23 protein-coding genes are annotated in these 25100 nt (G+C 43.7%); 6 read left to right on the top strand and 17 right to left on the bottom strand.

From position 1 onward, the window contains the following. Positions 1 to 62: 62 nt before the first annotated feature. Positions 63 to 1925 (bottom strand): DNA mismatch repair endonuclease MutL, encoded by a 1863-nt coding sequence (gene mutL, locus NOM01_RS03350; protein ID WP_255746397.1) that lies wholly within the window; start codon positions 1923 to 1925, stop codon positions 63 to 65. Positions 1926 to 1953: 28 nt separating this feature from the next. Continuing rightward, the gene (gene mutS / locus NOM01_RS03345) at positions 1954 to 4569 is read right to left on the bottom strand and encodes a DNA mismatch repair protein MutS (RefSeq protein ID WP_255746395.1); all 2616 of its coding nucleotides are present in this window, start codon (positions 4567 to 4569) and stop codon (positions 1954 to 1956) included. A 137-nt stretch (positions 4570 to 4706) separates the two neighbouring features. Here mutS and NOM01_RS03340 point away from each other — a divergent pair, with 137 nt between their 5' ends. From NOM01_RS03340 to NOM01_RS03325, 4 genes are all read left to right on the top strand, one after another. Then, the gene (locus tag NOM01_RS03340) at positions 4707 to 5651 is read left to right on the top strand and encodes an AAA family ATPase (RefSeq protein ID WP_255746394.1); all 945 of its coding nucleotides are present in this window, start codon (positions 4707 to 4709) and stop codon (positions 5649 to 5651) included. Next, on the top strand, positions 5648 to 6844 hold the full coding sequence (locus NOM01_RS03335) for a DUF58 domain-containing protein (RefSeq protein ID WP_255746392.1): 1197 nt from the start codon (positions 5648 to 5650) through the stop codon (positions 6842 to 6844). The genes NOM01_RS03340 and NOM01_RS03335 overlap by 4 nt, the downstream gene beginning before the upstream one ends. Further along, positions 6837 to 8042, top strand: coding sequence for a DUF4129 domain-containing protein (locus NOM01_RS03330; protein ID WP_255746391.1), 1206 nt, complete (start codon positions 6837 to 6839; stop codon positions 8040 to 8042). The genes NOM01_RS03335 and NOM01_RS03330 overlap by 8 nt, the downstream gene beginning before the upstream one ends. 99 nt (positions 8043 to 8141) lie before the next feature. Beyond that, positions 8142 to 9347 carry an MFS transporter gene (locus NOM01_RS03325; RefSeq protein ID WP_255746390.1) on the top strand — a complete coding sequence of 402 codons (1206 nt, stop codon included), beginning with the start codon at positions 8142 to 8144 and terminating at the stop codon, positions 9345 to 9347. Between the two features lie 88 nt (positions 9348 to 9435). Here NOM01_RS03325 and cotE read toward each other — a convergent pair whose 3' ends face one another. From cotE to miaB, 3 genes are all read right to left on the bottom strand, one after another. Then, positions 9436 to 9993: an outer spore coat protein CotE gene (cotE, locus tag NOM01_RS03320; protein WP_255746388.1), complete on the bottom strand. Its 558-nt coding sequence runs from the start codon at positions 9991 to 9993 to the stop codon at positions 9436 to 9438. A gap of 136 nt (positions 9994 to 10129) precedes the next feature. Continuing rightward, complete coding sequence (locus tag NOM01_RS03315; protein ID WP_255746386.1) at positions 10130 to 10495, bottom strand: YlbF/YmcA family competence regulator; 366 nt, start codon at positions 10493 to 10495, stop codon at positions 10130 to 10132. Next, positions 10492 to 11979 (bottom strand): tRNA (N6-isopentenyl adenosine(37)-C2)-methylthiotransferase MiaB, encoded by a 1488-nt coding sequence (gene miaB, locus NOM01_RS03310; protein ID WP_255746385.1) that lies wholly within the window; start codon positions 11977 to 11979, stop codon positions 10492 to 10494. Before miaB ends, NOM01_RS03315 begins: the two co-directional genes overlap by 4 nt. Before the next feature lie 209 nt (positions 11980 to 12188). Here miaB and NOM01_RS03305 point away from each other — a divergent pair, with 209 nt between their 5' ends. After that, complete coding sequence (locus NOM01_RS03305; RefSeq protein ID WP_255746384.1) at positions 12189 to 13460, top strand: MFS transporter; 1272 nt, start codon at positions 12189 to 12191, stop codon at positions 13458 to 13460. 255 nt (positions 13461 to 13715) lie between these two features. Here the strand turns inward: NOM01_RS03305 and NOM01_RS03300 are convergent, their stop codons facing one another. The 3 genes from NOM01_RS03300 to NOM01_RS03290 all read right to left on the bottom strand — a co-directional run bounded on the left by NOM01_RS03300 (position 13716) and on the right by NOM01_RS03290 (position 15290). Then, entirely contained in the window at positions 13716 to 14177 is a 462-nt protein-coding gene (locus tag NOM01_RS03300) for a CBS domain-containing protein (RefSeq protein ID WP_255746383.1), read from the bottom strand. Between the two features lie 83 nt (positions 14178 to 14260). Further along, the gene (locus tag NOM01_RS03295; RefSeq protein WP_255746382.1) at positions 14261 to 14434 is read right to left on the bottom strand and encodes a type II toxin-antitoxin system antitoxin; all 174 of its coding nucleotides are present in this window, start codon (positions 14432 to 14434) and stop codon (positions 14261 to 14263) included. A 13-nt stretch (positions 14435 to 14447) separates the two neighbouring features. Further along, a complete protein-coding gene (locus NOM01_RS03290) occupies positions 14448 to 15290 on the bottom strand; it encodes an SPFH domain-containing protein (protein WP_255746381.1) in 843 nt (280 codons plus the stop codon). Between the two features lie 257 nt (positions 15291 to 15547). On the opposite strand from NOM01_RS03290, the gene NOM01_RS03285 reads away from it, so the two are divergent. Beyond that, on the top strand, positions 15548 to 15808 hold the full coding sequence (locus NOM01_RS03285) for a stage V sporulation protein S (RefSeq protein ID WP_255746380.1): 261 nt from the start codon (positions 15548 to 15550) through the stop codon (positions 15806 to 15808). A 170-nt stretch (positions 15809 to 15978) separates the two neighbouring features. Here the strand turns inward: NOM01_RS03285 and NOM01_RS03280 are convergent, their stop codons facing one another. The 9 genes from NOM01_RS03280 to ymfI form a co-directional block, all read right to left on the bottom strand. After that, entirely contained in the window at positions 15979 to 16776 is a 798-nt protein-coding gene (locus tag NOM01_RS03280) for a TIGR00282 family metallophosphoesterase (protein WP_255746378.1), read from the bottom strand. 70 nt (positions 16777 to 16846) lie between these two features. Next, positions 16847 to 18409: a ribonuclease Y gene (gene rny, locus NOM01_RS03275; protein ID WP_255746376.1), complete on the bottom strand. Its 1563-nt coding sequence runs from the start codon at positions 18407 to 18409 to the stop codon at positions 16847 to 16849. A gap of 507 nt (positions 18410 to 18916) precedes the next feature. Next, complete coding sequence (recA, locus tag NOM01_RS03270) at positions 18917 to 19966, bottom strand: recombinase RecA (protein WP_255746375.1); 1050 nt, start codon at positions 19964 to 19966, stop codon at positions 18917 to 18919. Between the two features lie 86 nt (positions 19967 to 20052). Next, on the bottom strand, positions 20053 to 21306 hold the full coding sequence (locus NOM01_RS03265; protein WP_255746372.1) for a competence/damage-inducible protein A: 1254 nt from the start codon (positions 21304 to 21306) through the stop codon (positions 20053 to 20055). An 87-nt stretch (positions 21307 to 21393) separates the two neighbouring features. Then, the gene (pgsA, locus tag NOM01_RS03260) at positions 21394 to 21972 is read right to left on the bottom strand and encodes a CDP-diacylglycerol--glycerol-3-phosphate 3-phosphatidyltransferase (RefSeq protein WP_255746370.1); all 579 of its coding nucleotides are present in this window, start codon (positions 21970 to 21972) and stop codon (positions 21394 to 21396) included. Positions 21973 to 22099: 127 nt separating this feature from the next. Further along, positions 22100 to 22990, bottom strand: coding sequence for a helix-turn-helix domain-containing protein (locus tag NOM01_RS03255; protein WP_255746368.1), 891 nt, complete (start codon positions 22988 to 22990; stop codon positions 22100 to 22102). A 43-nt stretch (positions 22991 to 23033) separates the two neighbouring features. Further along, entirely contained in the window at positions 23034 to 23780 is a 747-nt protein-coding gene (locus NOM01_RS03250) for a DUF3388 domain-containing protein (protein WP_255746366.1), read from the bottom strand. 237 nt (positions 23781 to 24017) lie between these two features. Next, on the bottom strand, positions 24018 to 24290 hold the full coding sequence (locus NOM01_RS03245; RefSeq protein ID WP_255746365.1) for a DUF3243 domain-containing protein: 273 nt from the start codon (positions 24288 to 24290) through the stop codon (positions 24018 to 24020). Positions 24291 to 24361: 71 nt separating this feature from the next. Further along, positions 24362 to 25090, bottom strand: coding sequence for an elongation factor P 5-aminopentanone reductase (ymfI, locus tag NOM01_RS03240; RefSeq protein WP_255746363.1), 729 nt, complete (start codon positions 25088 to 25090; stop codon positions 24362 to 24364). Positions 25091 to 25100 lie beyond the last annotated feature (10 nt).

The following is a 25100-nucleotide window of genomic DNA, read 5'->3' as shown; positions in this document are numbered from 1 at the left end:
CATTTAAAAAGGTGTCTCAAAGTCAAAAATGGACTATTGAGACACCTTCATTATATTTATCTTTACTGCACGCGTTTGAACATCTTTTCCATTTCGTACGGCGTGAAGTGTACGAGCACCGGACGGCCATGTGGACAGGTGAACGGATCCTTGGCTTTACTGAGTGTGTCGAGCAATGCCTGGATTTCATCCTGGCGCAGATAGTGATTGGCTTTGATCGAGCGCTTGCAGGACATCATCATTGCGAGCTTCTCGCGCAGCTTTTTGATCGAAACTTTGCCTGTTTCAATTAATTGATGGATGATGTCATTGATCATTTCCTCTTCCTTGCCCTTCGGGATCCAAGTTGGGCAGGAGCGGATGATCAAGCTGCGCGCTCCGAACACTTCAAAATTCAACCCGATATCGCGCAAGTAGTCCAGATATTCCATGACCGTCTCATATTCAGCCGTGCTGAAGTCAAAGGTCATGGGCACAAGCAGTTCCTGTACTTCACGTGCTGTTTCGCCAACCTTTTCACGAAAGAATTCATATTTAATTCGTTCCTGAGCAGCATGCTGGTCAATAATATAGAGACCTTCCTCGTTCTGAGCAAAAATATAGGTGCCGTGCATCTGACCGATCGGATAGAGCTTTGGCATGCGCCTTTTTGGTTCATCATCCTCAGGTGATACTTCGACGCCTGTATCATGCACCTCTCCTTGAAAAGCTGCCGCGATTTGATCAAAATCTGATCTTGTCGTTGAAAATCCTTCGTTTTCCGTCTCATGTACTTGTTCCGTGAACGTTGGTTCAGCAAATGGTTCATTTTGTTGTGTCTCTTGCGGATCTGATAGATCAGGTCCTGTAACGGCTGCCGGTGAAAAGTCAAGCTTCTGCTGTTCATTCTTTGGCTTATCAGCCTGCATATGCGGCTTGCCTGATACCGAGGGAATGAGCCGTTCACGATGAAAAGCTGATCGAATTGTTTCGCTGATTAGTGCGCAGAGCTCCTTCTCCTTGCTGATTCGTGCTTCCAGCTTTGCCGGATGAACGTTGACGTCAACAAGCGACGGATCCATTTGAATATGAAGTACACAGATCGGATAACGGCCGATCATCATCAACGTGTGGTAGCCGTCCATGATGCTGTTGAAAATCGGATAGTTTTTAATAAACCGATTGTTGATAAAAATGTAGACATATTGTCTGCCTGCTCTGGAAATCTGCGGATGTACCGCAAGGCCTTCCACTTTAAAATCGAGTGATTCTCCTGAAAAATGAAAGCCAGCCTTCGCCGTTCGCACACCATAAATAGCAGCCAGAACATGGCTCAAATTTCCACTTCCATTTGTTTGAAAAACGGTCTTTTCTTCATGAATCAATGTAAACCGCACGTTCGGGTAAGCAAGCGCCATGCGATTAACGACATCAGTTATTTTTCCAAGCTCGGTGTGTATACTTTTAAGATATTTTAATCGAGCCGGCGTGTTGTAAAAAAGCCGTTCCACATTGATTTCGGTGCCCTTCCTGCTTTGAGCAAGACCGGTAGATATTATATGACCACCTTGAAGAACAAGATGCGTACCGGGATGTTCACCATCTGATGTTGTCAATTCAAGATGGGAAACTGCAGCAATACTTGGCAACGCTTCGCCGCGAAAGCCGAGCGTCGCAATGTGGAAAAGGTCGGAATCCTGACGAATTTTGCTCGTTGCATGCCTCTCGAAAGCAATTTGGCAGTCTTCAGGTGCGAAACCGCGACCGTCGTCCGTGACCTTAATTGATTTCAGGCCGCCTTCCTCAACCTCGATCAAAACGGAGGAAGCTTCAGCATCAATCGCATTTTCCACAAGTTCTTTCACGACAGAAGCCGGGCGTTCGACGACTTCTCCTGCAGCAATTTTATTAGCCAGCGTCTCACTTAGCCTCTTTATAACACCCACCTGAGTCTCTCCTTTCGCAAAACGTGCTTTACTTCTTCAATTCCTTTTGCAGCTGATACAACGTGTTCATGGCATCCATCGGTGTCATAGCCAGCAATTCAATTTTGCTCAGATCATGCAGCACTTTTCGTTCGTGCTTGCCCAGTTCCGAAGACCCGGTCTCCTTTTTCGGTTCAGCAAAAAGCACCAGCTGTTCCGGCTCTTCTCGGGCAACTTCAGCTGCCGCCGCTGCTTCACGCTTCGGAAACGTTTCAGAAGCAGGAGATTGTTCAGGAGACTGTTCGAGTCCGCGCAGAATTTCATCCGCACGTTCGATCAGATTATCTGGCAGGCCGGCCAGTTTCGCAACATGAATGCCGTAGCTTTTGTCCGCTTTGCCGTCAAGCACTTTATGAAGGAAAACAACGGTCCCGTTCTCTTCCATTGCACCGACATGAATATTCTTCAATCGATCGAGCTTTTTCTCAAGAAAGGTAAGCTCATGATAGTGTGTGGAGAAAAAGGTTTTGGCTGCAATATGGTCATGAATATATTCGACAATGGCCTGAGCAATCGCAATTCCATCATACGTTGAGGTGCCGCGACCGATTTCGTCGAGCAAGATGAGACTGTTTTGGGTAGCATGACTCAATGCATAATTAGCTTCGTCCATTTCTACCATGAACGTACTTTGTCCGGAAACAAGATCATCGGCGGCACCGATACGAGTAAAGATTTGATCAAAAATTGGCAGGGTTGCCTGATCTGCCGGGACAAAGCAGCCGATTTGCGCCATAATCGCCGTAAGCGCGGCCTGGCGCATGTACGTACTCTTCCCGCCCATATTCGGTCCGGTAATCATTAACAAATCGCATGTCTTGTCCATGTTAAAATCGTTGGCAACAAATGTCCCGCGCCGCATTACGCGTTCAATGACCGGATGTCTGCTGTTTTTAATCGATAAAGCACGATCCTTTGAAAAATTCGGGCGAACATAGCCATTTCGATCACTGACCGAGGCAAAGCTCTGTAACACATCCAGACTGCTCACAAGGCGTGCTAGCTTCTGCAGACGCGCAGCCTGTTCTTTAATTTGCAGTCGCACATCACCGAACAGTTGGAATTCAAGACCGACGCGTTTCTCTTCTGCTTCTAAAATAACACGTTCTTTTTCCTTCAGTTCAGGTGTAATAAAACGTTCGGCGTTCGACAATGTCTGGCGGCGCTCATATTTTCCTTCAGGAATCAGCTTCAGATTTGGCCGGGAAACTTCTATATAATAACCGAATACACGGTTATAGCCAATTTTCAATGATTTAATACCGGTCGCTTCTCGTTCTTTGGCTTCTAGTTCAGCGATCCAGCGTTTTCCATTTTTCGATGCATCTCTGTATTGATCGAGTGTTTCGTTGTAACCAGCCTTGATCATTCCGCCATCTGAGGTTGAGAAAGGCGGATCATCAACAATCGCTCGATCAATCAAATCACGAGTCTCAGCACATGGATCCATCTCCTGTTCATACTGAGATAGTGAAACTTCTCCAAGTTCAGCCAAAGTCTGTTTTATTTGAGGAATTTGTTCGAGCGAACGCCTGAGTTGCACAACTTCACGCGGATTAACATTGCCGAATGAGACGCGACCGACGAGGCGTTCCAAATCATAAACGTTGCCAAGCAAAGAACGCAACGATTCGCGTTCCAAAAGATGCTCTTTTAATGCTGCTGCAGCATCCATACGTTTCTCAATCAGCTTCTGATTTAATAGCGGTTTCTCGATCCATTGTTTCAGCCGCCTACCGCCCATTGCCGTTTTGACATCGTCAAGCAGCCACAGCAGTGATCCGTACGTTTTCTTCTCGCGGTTCGTTTGCGTAAGCTCCAAATTGCGCCGGGAATGCTGATCGATCATCATGTATTCATTAATATGGTAGACATCTGCAGGCTGCAAGTGATCGAGAGATCGTTTCTGCGTGTTCACTAAATAATTCAGCAGTCTGCCCAGCGGCCGCATCAGTTTTTCCTGATCAATACCTTCAGTAATGCTTTTCAACTGATCCGGAATCGCATCCCCTTCGCTTTCGGAGAATGTTGTATTCAGCCGTTCAACCAGTTCCTCTTTCTTGCCCGCATCGAAATCCGGCGCAAGAACAAGTTCACGTACATCATTTGCATCCATTTCTTGAATCACGCCGTCCCAATTGGAAATCAATGTGACGCGCGTTTCTCCAGTCGTTAAGTCACTCATGGCGAACCCATAAGAGCCGTCAGAAAAAGCACTCAACGCTGCCAAAAAGTTATTCTTTTTCGGCTGCAGCGATTCATCCTCCATAATGGTTCCAGGTGTAATCAATTGAATCACTTCACGGTGAACCATACCCTTCGCCAGCTTCGGATCTTCCATTTGTTCGCAAATCGCAATTTTGTATCCTTTATCAACCAATACCTTGATATATTGTTTTGCTGCATGATACGGAATACCACACATAGGTATGTATTCGTCTTTTCCACCGTTTCGTGACGTCAGCGCTATCTCCAGTTCCTTCGACGCTTTTTTAGCATCCTCAAAGAACATCTCATAGAAATCGCCAAGTCTGAAGAAAAGAAACGCATCCTGGTACTGGGCTTTTATCGCCAAGTATTGCTGAATCATTGGTGTAAAACTCATGATCTGTCGACTCCACCTTGCCTGTGTACAATTTATTATTCTATTATTATAACACAGGGTAACCTATGTTCGGGTTATTGAATCATGCGGTGCAATGCTATAATAGACAAAATAATGGTTGAAAGGATTCGATCAAAATGAATAAAAGTTTAGAATCTTTAAAAAGCAATGTTAGAACTGTATTAACAGGAAAAGATGACATGGTGGAACTCATATTTATCGCAATGATTTGCGAAGGCCATCTGCTTTTGGAAGATGTTCCAGGGACCGGAAAAACAATGATGGCAAAAATAATTGCAAAGTCAATTAAGGGAACATTCCGCCGCGTGCAATTTACACCCGACTTACTGCCGTCAGATATTACCGGAATTAAATTTTTTAATCCGAAGTCACAAAGTTTCGAGCTGATGATGGGTCCGGTGATGACTAACATTCTGCTTGCCGATGAGATTAACCGTGCAACGCCACGTGCACAGTCCAGCCTTCTTGAAGTTATGGAGGAGCGCCAGGTGACCATTGAGGGCGAGACATTTGCAATCGATAAGCCTTTTCTCGTTATCGCAACACAAAACCCGATTGAATCGCAAGGCACCTTCGCACTTCCGGAAGCGCAAATGGATCGCTTCTTCATGCAAATCTCTTCCGGCTATCCGACTTTTGACGAAGAACGAGAAATGCTTCACCTCCATCGGTTAACGAATCCGCTTGCTCAAATTGAACCAGTCATTGAGAAAGATGAAATTGCTCAGCTGCAGGAACAGGTTAAAAAGACGAAAATCAGTGAAAGTGTCGAGAATTACTTGTTGGAAGTTGTTCGCGCCACCCGTGCGCATGACTGGGTTGCGAGCGGCGTCAGTCCCCGAGGCACGTTGGCATTCATGCGCGGAGTACAGGCAAAGGCACTTCTTAATGGACGTGATTTCGTGGTTCCTGAAGACGTGAAATCGATAGCCACCTCTGTACTCGCCCATCGGCTCGTGCTGTCGATGGAAGGCGAGCTCCATGCAACTAAGGAACAAGTCATTGCGGACGTCCTCGAACATATCGACGTTCCGGTTGAGGCAGGAGCACAGCAAGAATGAAAGGATATGCGGCCGATTGGCAAACCCGCAACCAATCTCTCTTTTATCTGTTCGGTTTCATCGTATTTCTGATTGGGTTTCTTAGAAATACATTCCTGCTTTCAATAACAGGATTGATTTTTATCGTTTTCGCTTTTCTGTCAAAATGGTATTTAGTACATATGATTCGCACCTTATCTATTGAGAACACGGACCGCAGTCTTCGTCTTTCTGCTGGTGACGAAGGTGAACTGATCGTCACTTTTCTTAATTCATCCAAGCTTCCCTTGTTTTCATTAAGAGGACGCATCGTTTCTGATCCAATCGTTTCTTTCTCAACCGGTAATCATTCGAATCCCAATCCGATCTATCAATTTTCAGTGACGATACCGGCACAGAAAAAACTGCTTGTTCATTGTCCGGTTAAAGCCATGGAAAGAGGCACGGCGCGTATTCGAACTTTTGAATTGACATGTTCGGATCCGCTTCATTTAGTCAGCTGCGGGATTCATTTTAATGAAATGCTGAAGAGTCATCTCATTATCTACCCTCAACCAAAAGCTGTGAGTCATTTGAATCTTGCTCCGCCGCAGCATTTAGGTGAAGTTCCGTCCGCTCATTCGCTCTTTCAAGACTACACAGCGCCTTCCGGTATTAGAAACTATGCGTCTTCAGACCCGTTCAAGCATATTCACTGGAAAGCCAGCGCTCGCACTGGACGTCTTCAAACGAAAACATTTGAGCGTGTCGCCCATCAGAGTTGGACATTTTTGTTTCTGAATGCATCAAATCATTTAAGCCATGAACGTTCCAGTGACTTTGAAAAACGTATTTCTGCAGCAGCATGGCTGGCGCGCGATGCAAGGAAACGCGACATTGAGTTTTCCATGTACAGCAACACAAAGACAATCGGGCAAAAAATATTGGGTATTGAACCTGAACAAGGCGGAAACCATTTAAGGAAGGTTTGGGAACTGCTCGCTTTTATGCAAAAGTGGCAAATCAAAACACCAATTCCTCAAGCAATGCAGATTATCGATAAGAAATTGAGTCACCCGAGCGTTCTGATCCTCATGGATCTGGACCAACCCGAATTGGCTGCTCCGTTTCTATCGAAATGGTTAAAGAACGGCCATCTTATATTTCAGCTTTGTATTTCCGAGAATACCTGCATTTTAGAACCAGTTGAGAAGGGAGCGATCGCCATTGGTTAGATTAAAAGAGAGCATTTCTTTCACACTTTTTTTTAGTTGCGAATGGTTATTTTGTTTTCTTGTTCTTCTGCTGATCATGCCAGGCCAATGGGCGATGTTGTTTCCTTTTATTGCACTCGCAATTATTCATAGTCTGCTGCTTAGTGTACTACAGAGGAGCAGACATTCCAGTTTAGCAGGTTTTCTCTTCGTTGCCGTCATAATCGGCTTGCTCGCGTGGCTTGTTCTGCATATGAGCCTTTTTGCATCTGCTCTATTGTCCGCCCTGCTCACTTATTTTTCACTTCAGGATGACGAAGGCAGGAGCCCGGAACGACTCTGGCGGCTGGTGCTTCTGTTTGCGGTCGTCGTTGTTGCCTATACTCTGTTTGCGCCAATTAGCCGACGTGGCGCTTTATTTCTTCTCCTTTTTGTCGAATTAGCCGCGGCTGGCATGTGGATCAGCTTTAAGAGCGAATTGAATAAACGCTGGCTTTCAATCATTGCAGCATCGTTCGCTGCAGCAGCGATCCTGCTTGCTCTTATCACTAGCTTCTTAAAGCCAGTAGTTACAATGATTTATGACGTTTTTTTCAACGTTATCATCCGACCAATCACATATGGAACTGTATCGGTCATTTTCGGTTGGTTGAATCACTTTTCTTCGAAGCAGACCGGAAGACGAATTCAAAATGCGCTGCAAGGATCAAATATAGAAAAGAAGCCGTCGGTAAATACGCCACCACCCGACCTTCATCCCGTTTTTAATTTTGGCCTAATCTTCGGCATCATCATTGCTGCCGCATTGCTCTTGATTGTTTTTTGGCAGTTGAGGAAAATCAAGCGAAACAGCGCAACGCAAGATAAATTGAATACCAAATTGACGCAAAAGAAAATCACGAACCTTGTTCACGAGCCAAGTCAGAGCAGGCGGCCTCTATTTTCGCCAAAAAATCCTGTGCGCCGTGCCATCTATAAACTTCAAAAGCGCGCCACAAAACAGAAGCTTGGTAGACGTTCATCTGAATCTCTGGCTGAATGGCTAAGACGACTGAAACTAACTCATTCGGATATATTGATTTCTTCTTACGAAAAAGTTCGATACGGTGGCGTTGAGCTCACGGATATGGAGAACAAAACATTTTTCCGAGCAATTGATGAGGCGAAGCAGCAATTAAACAGCATGAAGCAAAGTGTTGATTCCGAAAACAAAAAATGATGATAATATAGAATGATCACTCGGAAAGGAAGAACATCCAAATATGTGATTGACACGTCAATTCCAACTTAATACTAATTGAATAGGAGAGACTGTGTCATGAAACAACGAGGATTTCGCTTTCTTTGGGTGGGACAGTCATCGGCAAATCTCGGTGATGTACTTTACATCGTCGGATTGATGTCCTACCTCTATCACTTTACAGGATCTGCTGTATTTATGGCGTTTGTACCGTTTTTCAGTACAGTATCCCGATTTTTAAGTGCACTTGTTGCACCTATCTTTCTTGAACGGATGGGATTAAAGAGAAGCCTTGTTATTTCTCAAGTCGGCAAAACCCTTCTGTTGTTTGTCTTTTTCTGCTCCTCCTTCTTTTCACTTAGCGGTGAGCGCTTAGAGCTTATCTTTGCCACGGTCATACTCGTCAGTTTTTTTGATGGGTGGGCAACTCCTGCACGAGGAGCGCTTGTACCACTGCTTGTTTCAAGAGATAAGTTGATCACAGCCAATAGTTTCTTGTCCCTTTTGGATCAATCAATTTCTATGGGAGGCTGGGCACTGGGCGGAATAATTGCAGCTCGGTTCGGCGGCATTACTTTAATTTCATCAGCGCTTGTTCTTTACATCGTCGCAGCAGTGCTGATGATACTGATCTGTGTTACTGAAGAGGGCATTAAGAAACAGCAAGAACAAAGCAAGTGGACAATTTTAAAAACGGGTTGGATTACAATCTGGCAAGTTCCTGCGCTGCGCACCATCTTTATTACTGATTCACTATGCGTTGTTGCTGATGTCGTTTGGATTGCTGCCATCATTTACGTCTTCGTTGTGCAGGCACTCCATGTGGATGCATCATGGTGGGGCTACATTAATTTCAGTTTCTTTGCTGGACTGCTGCTTACCAGTTTTTATGGCATGCGTTGGGGTACGCAGCTCAAAAAAACACCTTCCTCGACCGCACTTTGGGGTTTGATCGTTGCCTCCTTGATCACGTTGTTCTTTGCAATGAATTCGGTGCCTTGGGTCGCACTCATCCTTACCGCTCTTTATGGAACCGCACTTCAGTTCAAATCGCTTATTTTTCTTACGGTTGAACAAAATGCAGCACGTCCGGATGTGCTCGCAAACGTGTTTGCAGCTCAGGATGCCGTCCAATCCATTCTTTTTGGAATTGGAAGCCTGATCTTCGGCACACTTGCTGATCTGTTCGGTATACGATCTGTCTTTTTCCTATCGGCCCTGCTGCTGTTTCTTGCTTTTTCTTTACTGCTTGTCTACAGAAACCGTATTGTTATTGAAAAATAAATTTCTGATTAAGACAAAAGCCGTGATCCTGTTTCGGATCATGGCTTCTTTAGTTGCACGCAAAAAAAGAAGAGACACCTGCCTCTTCTCAGTCTTCCTCTTTGTCATCATCTGTCAAAAATTCAGAATCCAGACCATCTAATTCTTTATCCAGATCTTCGTCATCATCAGCTTCTGCTCGGATTAATCCGTCATCATCCACCTGGACTTTAACCTTTGTTTCTCCGATGACCTCAACGAGAAATTCACGTTCGACTTGAGCGACTACCTTGTTGCCATTTGGAGAAATCTTTGCCTCCAAGCAATTCGGTTCCTGCAGTGCTCGACATGTGACATCGACCTGATCAGAAATAACTTGTTTGTCGCGGAGCGTCAGCGGCACACGGTCATGATAGCTTACGGTTTCGCACACAACCTCGGTCTTCGAATTATTATTATACGAATACCATGTGTTGATGTCATACGTTCCATCGACAATAACTGCATCCTTATGATAGGTTGTTTTGTATTTATGATTGATGACCCAGCATCCAAGAATGTTCGTCGGTTTATGAGTCGGTGTCACCGTATGTGCCGACTGGCTGAATTTCTTGCCTTTTCCGCAAATCGCCTTGGTGATAATTTCCCTATACGCATTCTCTGCCAAAAGTCCAAACCTCCTTTACCTTCTTCATGATCATGTTATGCAGGGCGAATGACACGTGTGAAACAAAATAAAGGCTTAGACAAACAAAAAAACTCCTCGTATGAGAAGTTTTTTTGCCTCTATTTAAATCAGGCGATCAGCGATCATTTTCATTTGCGACGTTCTGTGACACAATCTTAGTCATCAATTGAAGAAAATCGTTAACATCAGCTTGAGATTGCTTGAACTCCTGTACCACAGGAATTGCATCAAGCTCTGCTTGCAATCGGTTAATGATTGCTTCATTTTGATGGTAGGCTTCCGTTTTTCCAAAATGCTGCAGATTTACTGATTCTTTTTGATAATGCTTAATTTCATCGACGAGACGCTGCACTTTTTTATTCGCGCTTATCTTTGCTTCCGCCTGTTTGTAAAAGCGGACTTGACTCGTTTCGGAAAGCTGTTCTGCTATTTTTTCCGCCTTGGCAATAATTTCTTCTTTTGAATACTGATGATCCGTCATCTGTTCAATACCTCAGCTTCTTTTTGCCACTCCCCGTCAAGAGACCATTTCTTGGCATCAGTAATTTTAACGGTCACTAATTGGCCGATAAGTGACTTGGGTCCGCGAAAATTCACAACCTTATTCGTCCGCGTATGTCCGGAGAGCACATCTGGATTCTTGCGGCTTTCACCTTCGACCAGCACCTCAACCATTTTGTCCTGATATTTGGCATTGCTCTTTGCAGACAATTCATCCATTAGTTTATTCAAGCGTTGCAAGCGTTCCTTCTTCGCTTCCATCGGTACATTATCCTTCATACGCGCAGCTGGGGTACCCGCACGCGGTGAATAAATAAACGTAAATCCACCGTCAAATTGGCATTCGCGCACAAGTGACATTGTCTCTTCAAACTGTTCCTCTGTTTCATTTGGAAAACCAACGATGATATCCGTTGTAAATGAAGCATTTGGAACCGTATTTTTGATCTTGTGAAAAAGATCGAGATATCGTTCCCGAGTATAACCTCGTCCCATGATCTTGAGTATCTCTGAGCTGCCCGATTGGACCGGCAAGTGAATATGCTCGCAAAGGTTTCCTCCCTTGCCGAGGACTTCGATCAGATGATCATCAAAATCCTTCGGGTGGCTTGTTGTGAACCGGACACGCGGAATACCGATTTTGCGCATCTCATCCATAAGATTTCCGAGCCCATAGTTTTCCATATTAGGAAGATCTTTGCCGTAGGCATTTACATTTTGTCCAAGCAGTGTGATCTCCTTGTATCCTTTACGCGCGAGTTCACGCACTTCATCAATGATTTCCTGAGGATGACGGCTCCGCTCTTTTCCTCGTGTATATGGAACGATACAATAGGTACAGAATTTATCGCAGCCGTACATAATGTTGACCCACGCTTGAAAATGTCCGCGTCGCGATTGCGGGAGATTCTCTACGATGTCGCCTTCTTTTGACCACACTTCAACGACCATTTCCTTGCTGAACAGTGCTTCTTTCAGAAGCTGAGGCAAGCGGTGAATATTATGTGTACCAAAGATGAGGTCAACCTGTGGGTGCTTAGCAAGAATCTTATTAACAACAACTTCTTCTTGCGCCATGCAGCCGCACACCCCTAAAATTAATCCGGGGTTCTCCAGTTTCAATGTTTTCAGCGTGCCGATATGGCCGAATACTTTATTTTCTGCGTTCTCACGAATCGCACATGTATTGATCAAAATGACATCCGCATTTTTCGGCTCTTCCGTCTCTTGGTAACCCATTTTTTCGAGAATACCTGCCATGACTTCTGTATCATGCTCATTCATCTGGCAGCCGTATGTTTCAATCAAGTAGTTCTTCCCATGACCGATCGTTTCCATGTCTTCCGGAATACTGAAATCATTTATAATTTGAACCGCGTCTCTGCGGCGCCTGCGCGCATCTTTCAGAGATGGCGGCTGGAAATACTTTGAAAAATCAACGTTGCTGATTGTTTTCTCAGCCACAAGGCAACCTCCCTTTCAAATCTCATCCCTAAATTATAGCAAACTCATTCATGATATGAAAGAATGGGCTTCGTTAGGCTGAATTCTTGTTCTCAATAGTGTTTCAAAATTCAAAATCTATCAGTGTATAACATAGTCTACATTTTAAAAAATTCTGATCAGTTTATGCTATGATCGATCCATTAATAATATGGAGGCATTTATGAAGGATGAACTTATTAAAACAAAATAAGAATTTTCGTCTCTTGATTTCCGCACGTATGATCACAAATGTCGGGGACAGCATCTATTTTATCGCGGCCATGTGGCTTGTATACGAGATGAGCGGATCCTCTTTTTATTCTGGATTAGCCGGGTTTTTGACCATGATGCCTCGAGCCGTGCAGTTTATCATTGGACCTATTCTCGACCGCTATTCAATCAAGCGACTGATCATTATCACTCAGATCGCTCAAGCTGTTCTCCTCATTTCAATTCCTGCAGCTGCACTTTTTAATGTCCTATCTGTATCACTTGTACTTGTCGTCATGCCCATTGTATCCTTTTTTAATCAATTTTCTTTTCCAGCGGAAAGCGCGCTTATTCCTCAAATTTTGGATAAAGATCAACGTGTTCAAGCAAATGGATTGATGACTCTTGCTTATCAGGGTACAGAAGCGGCATTTCAAGCAATCGGCGGTGTACTCGTTACAGCAGTCGGTGCTCTATTTCTGTTCAGCGCAGATATTGTTTCTTTTTTTATTGCTGTCATTATGTTCTCAATGCTTCAATTAACTCATGTAAACCCATCTCATACAAGTCTATCAATGAAAGCACAATGCACACGCTATTTCTCTGATTTAAACGAGGGGTTTCACATCGTCATTCACTCCCTAATTGGAAAAATGATGGTCGGATCGCTGATGACAAACTTTGCTCTAGGTGCACTGGTGGCCATTTTGCCGGCATACTCTGATCAATTAGGTGGATCCGGAATGTATGGTCTGATGATGGCAGGAATGGCGATCGGAACATTGCTGGGGGCTTTAGCTGCACGGCAATTTGAACGGAAACCCATTGGAAAGATGCTCATGATCGGTTACTTTATCGGTTTTCTGTTTTGGATTGCTGCTGCCTCTGCTCCGTTTTCGATACTCACAATCATCTTATTTTCGGCGAGTATGATTTTCCCAGGCTGCAACAATGTGCTTAATTTCACTCTGATCCAAAACGTTGTGCCTCGGAACATGCTTGCTCGTGCTATGTCACTTGTTGCAAGTTTGGCTACTTGCATTATGCCGCTTGGTTCGCTCGTCGGTGGCGCACTTAGTGCCGCGTATGGTCCGAAAGTTATCTTCATTGCCGCTAGCTGCGGATTCCTGTTTTACGCAGGCTACGTTGCACTCATGCCAATCTTGCGTCAATTACCTGCTGCAGGTGAAGTTAATCCGGAGTCGTATGGTTTTCAATCGGAAGCGGACACCGTACGGGAACATGTTTGAAAAATGAATAAAGAACAAAAAAAGTGCATGAAATCAGTCATGCACTTTTTTATTTCATTCATTAAAAATCATCCTTTGGTGGAGCGTTATTCTCAGACCTCCGTCTGATTTTTCGTTTCGTCATCTTTGTTACATTAGATGGAGCAGGTACGAACACGATTCATTTGTTGTAGATAACAGCTATTGAAATGATCATCTGCTCTGATTGCAAAAAACAGCATGACCCAGAAAGCCATTCTGTTTTGTAGTTCCTTTTTATTCATTTAGCAGCTGCTCGCCAATATGGCGAATGATATGACTTCTCGTCACTAAACCGACAACATGCCGATCCTCATCGACGACTGGAACTCTTTTAATATGGTAGTGTGAGAGCATTTTTAAAATGGTATCCAGCTCATTATCCTTTTCTGCTGTCTGCAATCTTCTTTTCTTCATGATCTCGCCGACTTGTTTCGTTAACAAATCTTTTAATTTATCTTTTGACAGCTCAATCGTAATTGCAGAAATTAATGAGTATAGATCATAGATCGTTTGTTGTTTCGGTGAAATAGCTCGTAAAAGGTCCCCATCGCTGATATAACCAATTAATCGATTGTCATCATCAACTACTGGAGCGCCGCCTATTTTGTGTTCAATCATGATCTTGATTAATGTCTTAACCGAATCATTCTCGCGAACAGTCACAACATTTCTCAGCATTAGTTGTTCAACACGCATCAGCAAACGCCTCCTTGGTTTGACCAAGTTTCCTCTCTCTTAATTATACCACCTTAAAGAAAGCGTTTAAATGTTTATCTCTATCAATCCGATGTATCATTCTTCTTCCCGCTTTTTCTTCCCGATTTTCTTAATGCATCGCGAAGCAAGAATTCAATTTGTCCATTGACACTGCGAAATTCATCATCGGCCCATCTCTGCACTTGATCATATAATTCCGGATCGATTCTGAGTAAAAAGCTTTTCTTCTTTGCCATTGTAAAAACCCGCTTAATAGAGACTTCCTGTGTTAATCACCGGCTGTGATCCTTTATCTGAAACGATGGCTACCATCAAGTTGTTGATCATATTTACTTTTCGTTCTTCGTCAAGTTCAACAACATGTTCGTCCTGCAAGCGCTGAATGGCCATTTGAGCCATCCCAACCGCACCTTCAACAATTTTTTGCCTTGCTGAAACAATTGCCGACGCCTGCTGACGCTGCAGCATTGCTTGCGCAACCTCAGTTGAATAGGCGAGATGAGTCAACCGTGTTTCAATAACCTCCACGCCTGCAAGCGCGAGCCGCTCCTGCAATTCAGTCTTCAACATCGTCGAGATTTCTACAGAATTACTTCTTAAAGACAATCCCTCTTCATTAAAATTATCATAGGGATATTGAGAGGCGATATGGCGAACGGCAGTCTCACTCTGAATTTCAACAAACTGACTATAATCGTCGACATCAAAAAGTGCTTTAGCAGAATCAACAACCTTGAAAACAACAACTGCAGCAATTTCGATCGGATTGCCCTCAACATCGTTGACTTTAAGTTTCTGGCTGTTGAAGTTGCGCACGCGCATAGATACAGTTTTTTTTGTTGAAAACGGTATTGTCAAATAGATTCCATTATCACGTAAACTGCCGACATATTTGCCAAAAAATGTGACCACCTTTGTTTTATTCGGTGGTACGATTGTCAGTCCCGTCATTAATATGAAAGCAATGAGCCAAGATGCAATCACTAAAAACGGTATCGTTTTAATTATGCCTGCCACACCTGCGCCAATCATAATCAGCATTGCCAAAATCCCAAGAAATCCATTCATTTTCCATGCGTTTTGCTCCGTCACAAATACTCCTCCTCATATCATCTACATTTCTTTTATATATTATTATGATATCATATTATCTGATAATTAATACGCTATTTTGTGTCTATTTTGTTTCGTATCTTTATTTGTATTATTAGTTGGCCCCGAAAGATGAACAGAATAGGATCAGGATTACTTCACTCTCGTCTCTTCCTGCATTTTAAAATAGGCATAGTCATCTTCTTGAAGAATATAGTAATTTATGGGCAATCCTCATAAGGAGATGACACACGGAAATGGATGTATTAAAAGTTTCAGCAAGATCTGTACCTAACTCTGTTGCCGGAGCCCTCGCTCACGCAATGAGAGAACAAAAAACAGCGGAAATACAAGCAATTGGAGCCGGCGCTCTCAACCAAGCAGTAAAAGCGGTTGCCATCGCCAGAGGCTTTGTCGCGCCTAGCGGTCTTGATCTCATTTGCATCCCCGCTTTTACAGATATTATTATTGACGGTGAGGAGCGTACGGCGATGAAACTCATCGTCGAGCCTAGATGAAAAAATGAGTTCATTTTAAGTTAATTTGAAATAAAAGGTGATGACAAAGTAAGCCGTCTTAACTCCTAATAAAAAAACACGCAACAAGGCGTGTCCTTTTATCCCTTCGTACCTCACCGGATTCACGTGAGGTTTTTTTAATTGACGTCACTGCGATATAGACCTGTTGTTCAATCGAAAAACATGTGATCATCATTAATTAAAATACGATTGATTTTCGTTGCTTTACCAGTCTTATCATCAATTTGGATAAGCACAGCACCAAGCTGGCCGGGACCTTCTTCACTCTCAAAACGAACAGGCATTGAGGTCAGAAATCTTTTTGTTACTGCAGCTCTCTTGACCCCAATGATTCCGTTATAAGGTCCGGTCATTCCGACATCCGTCAGATATGCAGTTCCCTGCGGCAGAATGCGTTCATCAGCTGTTTGAACATGCGTATGCGTCCCGACTACCGCAGAAACACTACCATCTAAATACCATCCTAACGCAAGTTTTTCACTTGTCGTTTCTGCATGAACATCGACAAATATGATCGACGTTCTTTGGCGCGCTTCATCAACAAGCTGTTTGACAATCCGGAAAGGGTCGTCCAACGGCGGCAAAAAAACACGTCCCTGAATATTGATTACGGCCACCTGCACATTGTGCGGCAGTGTGATGTAGCGAATTCCTGTTCCCGGGGTACCTTCAGGAAAGTTTGCTGGGCGCACAAGCTGACTTGCATCGTCAATAAACTCAAAGAGTTCCCGATTATCCCATGTGTGGTTTCCCATGGTAAGCATATCTGCTCCTGCTTCAAGCAGTTGCCGGTAGATTTTTTTGGTCAGTCCTTTTCCATGTGCTGCATTTTCCGCATTAACGATGGTTACTGTGGGCTGATACTTGCTTTTTAACTTTTGCAAGTAACCTTCAATCATTTCTCGACCCGTGCGTCCGTAGACATCACCGACAAATAAGATTTTCATTGTTCACGCTCTTTTCTCATCACTTGATTCAATCAAGGTAATAAAAAAGGCGGCCACTTTGCCGCCTTTTTTATTTCGCATATTCTACAGCTCGTGTTTCACGAATTACTGTAACCTTGATATTTCCTGGATAGTCCAGTTCATTTTCAATTTTCTTAGTAATCTCACGTGCCAACTGGAAAGATTTTGCATCGTCAACGATATCCGGCTGAACAATAATACGAATTTCTCGCCCAGCTTGTATCGCATACGATTTTTCGACTCCTTCAAAGGATTCGGAAATTTCTTCCAGCTTTTCCAGCCGATGAATATAGGTTTCGAGTGTTTCGCGACGTGCACCTGGCCTTGCGGCAGATAATGCATCTGCTGCGGCGACCAGAACAGAGATTACAGAAGTAGCCTCTGTATCTCCATGGTGAGAAGCAATGCTGTTAATGACAACCGGGTGCTCTTTATACTTTGTTGCCAATTCAACACCGATTTCCACGTGGCTTCCTTCAACCTCGTGGTCGATCGCTTTGCCGATATCATGCAGCAATCCTGCTCTTCTCGCCAAATTCTCGTCTTCTCCAAGCTCAGCAGCCATCATTCCGGCTAAGAATGCGACTTCCATAGAATGTTTCAGTACATTCTGGCCGTAACTTGTTCTGAAGTGGAGTCGACCCAGAATCTTGATAAGATCCGGGTGCAAGCTGTGAATACCGACTTCAAAAATGGTTTGTTCACCATAATCGCGGATCTTTTCATCAACTTCATGCCGCGATTTTTCAACCATTTCTTCAATACGAGCTGGATGAATGCGCCCATCTTGAACAAGCTTCTCAAGAGCAAGGCGAGCAACCTCTCGGCGGATCGGATCAAATCCTGACAGAATAACGGCTTCCGGCGTATCATCAATAATGAGATCAATACCCGTAAGTGTCTCAAGCGTCCGAATATTTCGTCCTTCTCGCCCGATGATGCGGCCCTTCATTTCGTCATTTGGCAAGTTGACAACTGAAACAGTAGTCTCCGTTACGTGATCTGCCGCACAACGTTGGATTACTAGTGAAAGGATGCTTTTGGCCTTCTTTTCCGCATCTTCCTTCGCTCTTGACTCGATATCCTTTGCGATTTGAGCAGCCTCATGAGCCGTTTCCTGTCTGACTTGGTTCAGAATTAATTCCTTCGCCTCGTCATTCGTTAATCCGGAAATGCGTTCAAGCTCCGACTGCTGCTTTCGCAACGTTTCCTCCACTTTGCTTTCCATCTCTTCAATTTGTCGACGTTTCTTGCTAAGAGTTTCCTCCCTTTTTTCCAATGAACTCTCTTTATTATCGAGAGATTCGCTTTTTCGATCGAGTAAATCCTCTTTCTGCAAAAGGCGATTTTCTTGTCTTTGAAGTTCATTTCGCCGTTCACGCGCCTCATTCTCTGCTTGAGAACGGAGCGTATGAATTTCGTCCTTTGCTTCTAAGAGAGCTTCTTTTTTCAATGCTTCTGCGTCTCGATGCGCATCTTCAACAATCTGATGTGCCGCGGTTTCAGCTGATGAAATTTTCGCCTCAGCAAATTTCTTTCGGATGTAATAGCCAACAAACAGACAAACTACAGAGACAAGCACAATGGAGATGATCAAAATAATGATTATCATCATTTCACCTCCTTGCTTTTCCATATCGTCAATAAGTAAAACAGTTGCATTTACCTTTTGAATGATGCTTAACAAAGATACGATAGGTAGGAATAGTGTTTTAACTAGATGTTCCTATTCTATTGCCCTTATGCAGTAGGTCGCATGAAAGGAACATGGCAGCTTCTTTCACCATTCTGTCGCCTTTATAAGCATTCTCATGCGAAAAGTTTACATAATCATGTAATCAATAACTTTGCAGTTACAAGTTTATTGTATAATTGCCTATTTGGGTTGTCAACCTCACGGCCTTTGGATTGTATTTTGACACCGTCTATTATTCAAATAATTCAAATAGTTATCGAATGCTTCACTGTCAGAAAATTGTCAATATGTTCACTTATCGAAAAGGCGGATCATATTTGACTCTTCATGTATGCTTTCCAATATTAAGTTAAAAAAGAAACGGTCTCAAAAGTCGACTAATGACTAAGAGACCGCATCTTCACACTTGATTTATTACCAAACTCATTCGTTATTTGGAAGCGGTTCGGTTTCTGCCTCAGGGCTTTCTTCCGGTACCCCGTCCAACTGATAATGTTCACGAATCTTTTGTTTAATTTCCTCTTTTACTGGTTCATTTTCCTTTAAATAGAGTTTCGAGTTCTCACGGCCTTGACCTAAGCGTTCATTATTGTAGGAGTACCATGAACCGCTTTTTTCAACAATATCCAGATCAGCACCGATATCGAGGATTTCACCTTCTTGGGAAATCCCTTGTCCGTACATAATATCTACTTCTGCCTGTTTAAATGGCGGAGCAACCTTGTTCTTGACTACTTTAATTCTCGCTCGATTTCCGACAATGTCATTGCCGATTTTGAGCGTTTCTGCGCGGCGTACTTCCAATCGTACCGAAGCATAAAATTTAAGTGCGCGGCCGCCTGGCGTTGTCTCAGGGTTACCAAACATAACCCCTACTTTCTCACGAATCTGATTGATAAAAATAGCGGTTGTCTTTGACTTGCTAATTGCTCCCGAAAGCTTTCGAAGCGCTTGGGACATCAAACGTGCCTGAAGACCGACATGTGCATCGCCCATCTCACCTTCAATTTCGGCTTTCGGGACCAAGGCTGCCACCGAATCAATAACAATAATATCAACTGCACCGCTTCGTACAAGTGCTTCAGCTATTTCAAGCGCTTGCTCACCAGTATCCGGTTGAGAGAGAAGCAGCTCATCAATGTTAACACCTAAATGTTCGGCATAAACCGGATCAAGTGCATGTTCAGCATCAATAAATGCCGCCTGTCCGCCGCCTTGCTGAGCCTCGGCAATTGCATGAAGAGCAACCGTTGTTTTACCTGAGGATTCAGGTCCGTAAATTTCGATAATGCGCCCGCGCGGATAACCGCCGACACCCATTGCTATATCTAAAGCCAGTGAACCGCTTGATACTGTGGATACACGCTGTTCCGGCCGTTCTCCCAATCGCATAATTGAACCTTTGCCAAACTGTTTCTCGATTTGGCGAAGAGCGCTGTCTAATGCTGCTTTTCGTTCGTTTTTTTCAGCCATGATAGTGGTTCATCTCCTTCAACATTCTTTTTTTAATCATACCTTTTTTTATCGATAAGCACAAGTGTTCTGCGAATGTTTATTCGCTATTGTTGTTTTGCAAGGACCGGAAGACCTTTTAAATATCTTCTGACTATGTCATATCCTGTTTTTGTCGACTGAATCCTGATTTTTCGGCGGGTTCCGTTAAATTGAAATGGGTAGCTTTTCGAGCCGCTTTTATCAGCAAAACCAATATAAACGGTTCCGACTGCCTTTCCTTCGCTTTTATCGGGACCTGCGACACCTGTAAACGAAACGCCAAAATCAGAGCCACACAGTTTACGGACCGACTCAGCCAATAGTTTAGCGCACATCGCGCTTACGGCCCCGTCTGTTTGAAGCACTTCTTCAGGAATGTGAAGTACATGATGCTTCACATGATTGGTATAACAAACAATGCCGCCATTCAAAACTGAAGATGCACCCGGAAAGCCTGCCATCCAATCAGCCGCCATACCACCTGTAAGACTTTCTGCAAACGCAATCGTCTTCTTCTTTTCGCGCAACAGCTTGAACACAAGCTCAGAAAGGGATGTTTCATCATATCCATATAAATACTGGCCGACTCGTGCATCAATTTTTGCCTCGACCGCGTCAAGCATTGCTTCAGCTTGATCCGACCGTTCATGCTTTGCAGTCAATCGCAAGGTAACCTCGCTCTCTTTTGCGAGCGGTGCAATGGTCGGATTGGACTGGGCATCGATCAGATCAATGATTTTCGTCTCCAGTTGAGATTCGCCGATTCCGAAAAAACGAAGGACGCGTGATTGGATATGTTCTTCATTTCGGCGAGCTAGATAGCGTTGAGCGAAATCAAGAAACATTGGCTTCATCTCTGACGGGACACCGGGCATTAGCAAATAAAGATGCTTCTTCATATCTACAATCATCCCTGGAGCCATTCCATGATGGTTGGGCAGTACGTGACTTCCTTCAATCACCAGCGCTTGCTTCTTATTATTCTCAGTCATTTCCCTTCCGGTCACCTTAAAATAATTTAAGATGCTATCCATTGCTTCTTGATCAGTTACCAACTGTTTTCCTAACACATGAGCAACTGTCTCTTTTGTCAAATCATCTTTTGTAGGGCCAAGTCCGCCGGTGAAGATCAACAAATCTGCTCGAGCTTCCGCATTCTTAATCACATCAATCATACGAGCTTCGTTGTCGCCGCAAACGGTGTGAAAATAGACATCAATACCTAACGCAGCTAAATGCTCGGAAATGAACTGAGCATTCGTATTGGCAATCTGCCCAAGTAAAAGTTCCGAACCAACCGCGATGATTTCCGCATTCATGTGCAAGAACTCCTATCATCCGTTTTCAAACCTATTATTCTCTCATTTATTATCGGGCACTCGAACTCGTAGTGCAAGTCTGCCCGCTTATTTGGATCGGAAAATAATCTCGCGGTTCTTATAAAAATAGTCCGTTCCTGAAAGCACTGTAAGAACAACCGCGATCCAGAGAATAATCTGATCAAGAGGGAATCCGTTCAAGCCAAAAGGTGCATTATTAAACAAGAATAAGATGATCGCCACCATTTGTGAAAATGTTTTCCATTTAGCAATCTTGCTTGCTGCAATGACTTCCCCTTCTTCAACAGCAACTAAGCGCAAGCCGGTGACGGCAAATTCACGTGCAAGGATCAGGATCACAAGCCATGATGCCATTCTTCCCAATCCCACAAAAGCCACAAAAGCACTCATCACGAGCAACTTATCTGCCAAAGGGTCAAGCAGTTTTCCAAAATTTGTAACTAAGTGATACTTGCGTGCCAACTTTCCATCGAGCCAGTCAGTAAAAGAAGCGAGAACAAAAATAATAGCAGCAAGCAGTTGAGAAACAGGAAGCTGATAACCTTCCCCGCCAAGATTGCCGAGTTGAATCGGTGCCAAAAGCAGAACTAAAAAAAGCGGAATCATGAACATGCGTGCAACAGTTAATTTATTGGCAATATTCATTGAGAAGTCCTCCTACAAATAAATGATCGGGTAAACGGTGACGATACCTCTGATAAAGGATCAATCCGTTCAGTAACCAAAAAAAGTGAGCCGCCTCAGCGGGCTGGCTCCAATAAAATGAATTTGTTCACTTGCTGAAATTAATTAGAAGGGTTTGTACTGTACTTGAATTTGAAAAATCAACATTATGGCCGTTAATTTTCAATTCCGTTCCAGGCACATTACCAAATTTGAGCCGCAGCGTCTGCACATCTGACGCATCAAAATGATAGGATTTCTTTCCGGTGCTTGCCGCAGTTCCTTGAGCAATTTGTTTATTTGTTGTGTTGTCTACCGCTTCAAACCAAGCGGGGGAATCTGATTTAGCTGAAACTGTAACATCAAAAGTCGAGGTCCCAGAAAGCGTATATGTTGTTGTTGATCCTTCCTCTTTTTCCTTCTTCAGGACTTGTTCAGAAGAAGAATCCGAATTACTCGCCGAATCAGAGGAACTACTGGATGACGAACTATTCGGAGGCGTGCTGTCGCCTTTGAATTGAACGGAATTGCTGCTGCTCTGATCTGCTGATTGTTTGGATCCGTTTCCTGCAATATGTGTCACAAGAATATAAACAATCATCAGCGCGATCAAGATAAAAACAACCACAATTGCTTTGTTAACAAATGATGACCAGTTTTTTGATCGGATTGCATTTGTACGTAGTTTTTTCGGTGATCGTTCATTTTCACTTCCATCAGGAGGTGTGATACGTGTTTCCACATGCTGGCGTTCAAGCTTTGGCATATCACTGGAATACTGTTCCGTCAGATTTTTAAAATCCAGTCCGACTGCCTCTGCATAGCTTTTAATAAAAGCACGAGTATAGAAGTCACCGGGAAGCTGGCTGTAATCGCCATCTTCAATGGCTTTCAGATAACGCCTTTGAATTTTTGTTTCTTCTTGAAGATCGTCCAGTGACAGATTTTTCTGTTCCCGGGCTTCCTTCAGCGCTTGACCAAGTTCACTCAATCCTAACACCTGCCATTATGAATTAAAATAATGCCATGAAAAACAAGGAGTCCTATGACACTTCGTTTGTCATTTCCTCTTCGCGATGGCTTCGAAGTTCAATGATATAATCAAAAGTGTCCATCGAAAACTCTGTTTCCTTGATAAAAATATCCGGATGCTCAATTACTTTAGTAACAGGGAGCCGCATCAATTCACGAATCAGATTCCAATGGCTTTCCGAACCGGATCTTTGCGAAACAGCTCCGTCAATGACGAAAATATGATCACGAGACCGCTCCTCTTCAGAAAGTCTTGTTCGAATCGTCTGTTTCAAAAGTGTTGATGAAATAAATTGCCAGCGTTTATTTGCAGATACACTTGCTGCGACAATCGACTCCGACTTGCCTACTCGCGGCAACCCACGAATGCCGAGCAGGGGGTGTGTCGGCATCTTAAACAATTCTGCCATAAAATCAACCAATAAGCCGATCTCATCACGCGAAAAGCGGAATGTTCTACGATCTCCTGTATCTCTCTCTATGTATCGGCCATGACGGACAGCAATTCGATCACCAAGTGTCGGCTGCCGTATCTTGGTCAGATGAATAGTCTCCATCTTTTCGATTGCAGCTAAAAATTGTTTGATTTGTTCGTCGTTCTGAGATTTAACCAGAAGTCCGCGACGTTCATGATCCACCCCATTGATGGTCAGGATATTAATTCCGAGAACACCAAGCAGCGAAGAAACTTCTCCAAGTAATCCAGGCCTGTTCTTATGTATTTCGTACTCCATATACCATTCTTTACCGTCGGACATAAAGTTTCCTCCATCGGTTCACTGTTCGGAGTCTCAGTTCCCTTACTGTATCATAACACCATTAGAGACTGTTCCAAAGACCCTTCTTCAGAACATGTTCGAAAAAGTTCAGATGCCAAAATTCACAGTTCAATTATTGTAAAGTACACTACTAATATTATCATAACTTCATTATTTTAACGATACAGACACTGAAAAAAGAGACGTACAAATACGCCTCTTAAAAAAAACCCGGTATTAGACAGATTGATGCACGTTTAATGAGTCCGAAGTAACCATTTTCATGATCAGTCGAGCAAGTATTGCGCGTTCTGACTCACCTGCTACTGTCCATAAGTCTTTAAGCACCCGATCTTGATCGTTCTTCGGATCCACATGTTCGCTCAGATAATCACCGATCTTCTTTGCAAATGATGCAATCGTATCATCACTGACACCCATGTTTTCCGCCTGTTCCACCCGATCACCAAGAAAGTCTTTCCAATGTTGCCAGTTATCCAAAATTGACATGCTGATCTCCTCCTTATTTGTGATCCTCTTTAGAATTCCTAAAGGTACACAACCTTATTCATAAGGAGCATTCAACAATACCAGGCGCCGTTTATTGAGATCACTTGACCATTAATGTATGACGCTGAAGGACTCATTAAAAATTGGATTAATGTGCCCACTTCTTCGGGTGCGGCCAAACGGCCCATAGGAATTTCTTCCTTCACTAACTCAATATCTTCTTGACTGAATTTGCTCATCATCGGCGTGTCGACTGCACCAGGAGCGACTGCATTCACAGTAATGCCGCTTGGGGCAACTTCTTTTGCGAGTGCTTTAACAAAGGTGTTTTGTCCGCCTTTTACCATAGAGTAAAGGACTTCAGTCGCCGCACCTTCCAATCCCCAAATCGAGGAAACGAGCACAATCTTCCCAGTTTTCTCATGGATCATCGGCTGAACAAGCTGTTGTAGAATGCGAAATGGACTGGTGAGTTGCAATTGAATCGTTTTCTGAATCGTTTCTTCTTTTATATCCTGGAAGAGGTTAATATCGCTGTTGCCACTGGCGTAGACAACGCCGTTAATTGGTGTGTTCAGCTGCTTAAGCAGCATATCGGGTCCATCTGCTTCAGAGAGATCCGCTTGAATACACGTGAAATCCTGTTCCGGATAATTTTTGCTCAATGCAGCGGCCAGACTCTGAACTGCCGCCTCAGCTTCATGATAATGCAAAAAAAGTGAAGCCCCGGAACCTGCCAGCGCTCGCGCAGCTGCGCCACCGATTGCCCCGCTGGCGCCAGTAATCAAAATTTTCTTCATTCTGTCCACT

Origin of the sequence: Sporolactobacillus sp. STSJ-5 (assembly GCF_024385605.1) — a bacterium.
Lineage (GTDB): Bacteria > Bacillota > Bacilli > Bacillales > Sporolactobacillaceae > Sporolactobacillus.
The sequence above is the reverse complement of the archived record's forward strand: the minus strand, read 5'-3'. Positions and strand labels throughout refer to the sequence as shown.

Excerpts from the sequence above, each read along its gene's own strand:
- NOM01_RS03305 (WP_255746384.1), top strand. The coding sequence starts at position 12,189 with ATGAACTTATTAAAACAAAATAAGAATTTTCGTCTCTTGATTTCCGCA.
- mutS (WP_255746395.1), bottom strand. The coding sequence starts at position 4,569 with ATGAGTTTTACACCAATGATTCAGCAATACTTGGCGATAAAAGCCCAG.
- NOM01_RS03280 (WP_255746378.1), bottom strand. The coding sequence starts at position 16,776 with ATGAAAATCTTATTTGTCGGTGATGTCTACGGACGCACGGGTCGAGAA.
- rny (WP_255746376.1), bottom strand. The coding sequence starts at position 18,409 with ATGATAATCATTATTTTGATCATCTCCATTGTGCTTGTCTCTGTAGTT.
- NOM01_RS03335 (WP_255746392.1), top strand. The coding sequence starts at position 5,648 with ATGAAAGGATATGCGGCCGATTGGCAAACCCGCAACCAATCTCTCTTT.
- pgsA (WP_255746370.1), bottom strand. The coding sequence starts at position 21,972 with ATGAATATTGCCAATAAATTAACTGTTGCACGCATGTTCATGATTCCG.
- NOM01_RS03285 (WP_255746380.1), top strand. The coding sequence starts at position 15,548 with ATGGATGTATTAAAAGTTTCAGCAAGATCTGTACCTAACTCTGTTGCC.
- NOM01_RS03315 (WP_255746386.1), bottom strand. The coding sequence starts at position 10,495 with ATGACGGATCATCAGTATTCAAAAGAAGAAATTATTGCCAAGGCGGAA.
- NOM01_RS03245 (WP_255746365.1), bottom strand. The coding sequence starts at position 24,290 with ATGTCAATTTTGGATAACTGGCAACATTGGAAAGACTTTCTTGGTGAT.
- ymfI (WP_255746363.1), bottom strand. The coding sequence starts at position 25,090 with ATGAAGAAAATTTTGATTACTGGCGCCAGCGGGGCAATCGGTGGCGCA.
- recA (WP_255746375.1), bottom strand. The coding sequence starts at position 19,966 with ATGGCTGAAAAAAACGAACGAAAAGCAGCATTAGACAGCGCTCTTCGC.
- NOM01_RS03300 (WP_255746383.1), bottom strand. The coding sequence starts at position 14,177 with ATGCGTGTTGAACAACTAATGCTGAGAAATGTTGTGACTGTTCGCGAG.
- NOM01_RS03325 (WP_255746390.1), top strand. The coding sequence starts at position 8,142 with ATGAAACAACGAGGATTTCGCTTTCTTTGGGTGGGACAGTCATCGGCA.
- NOM01_RS03340 (WP_255746394.1), top strand. The coding sequence starts at position 4,707 with ATGAATAAAAGTTTAGAATCTTTAAAAAGCAATGTTAGAACTGTATTA.
- NOM01_RS03265 (WP_255746372.1), bottom strand. The coding sequence starts at position 21,306 with ATGAATGCGGAAATCATCGCGGTTGGTTCGGAACTTTTACTTGGGCAG.
- NOM01_RS03250 (WP_255746366.1), bottom strand. The coding sequence starts at position 23,780 with ATGTCCGACGGTAAAGAATGGTATATGGAGTACGAAATACATAAGAAC.
- NOM01_RS03295 (WP_255746382.1), bottom strand. The coding sequence starts at position 14,434 with ATGGCAAAGAAGAAAAGCTTTTTACTCAGAATCGATCCGGAATTATAT.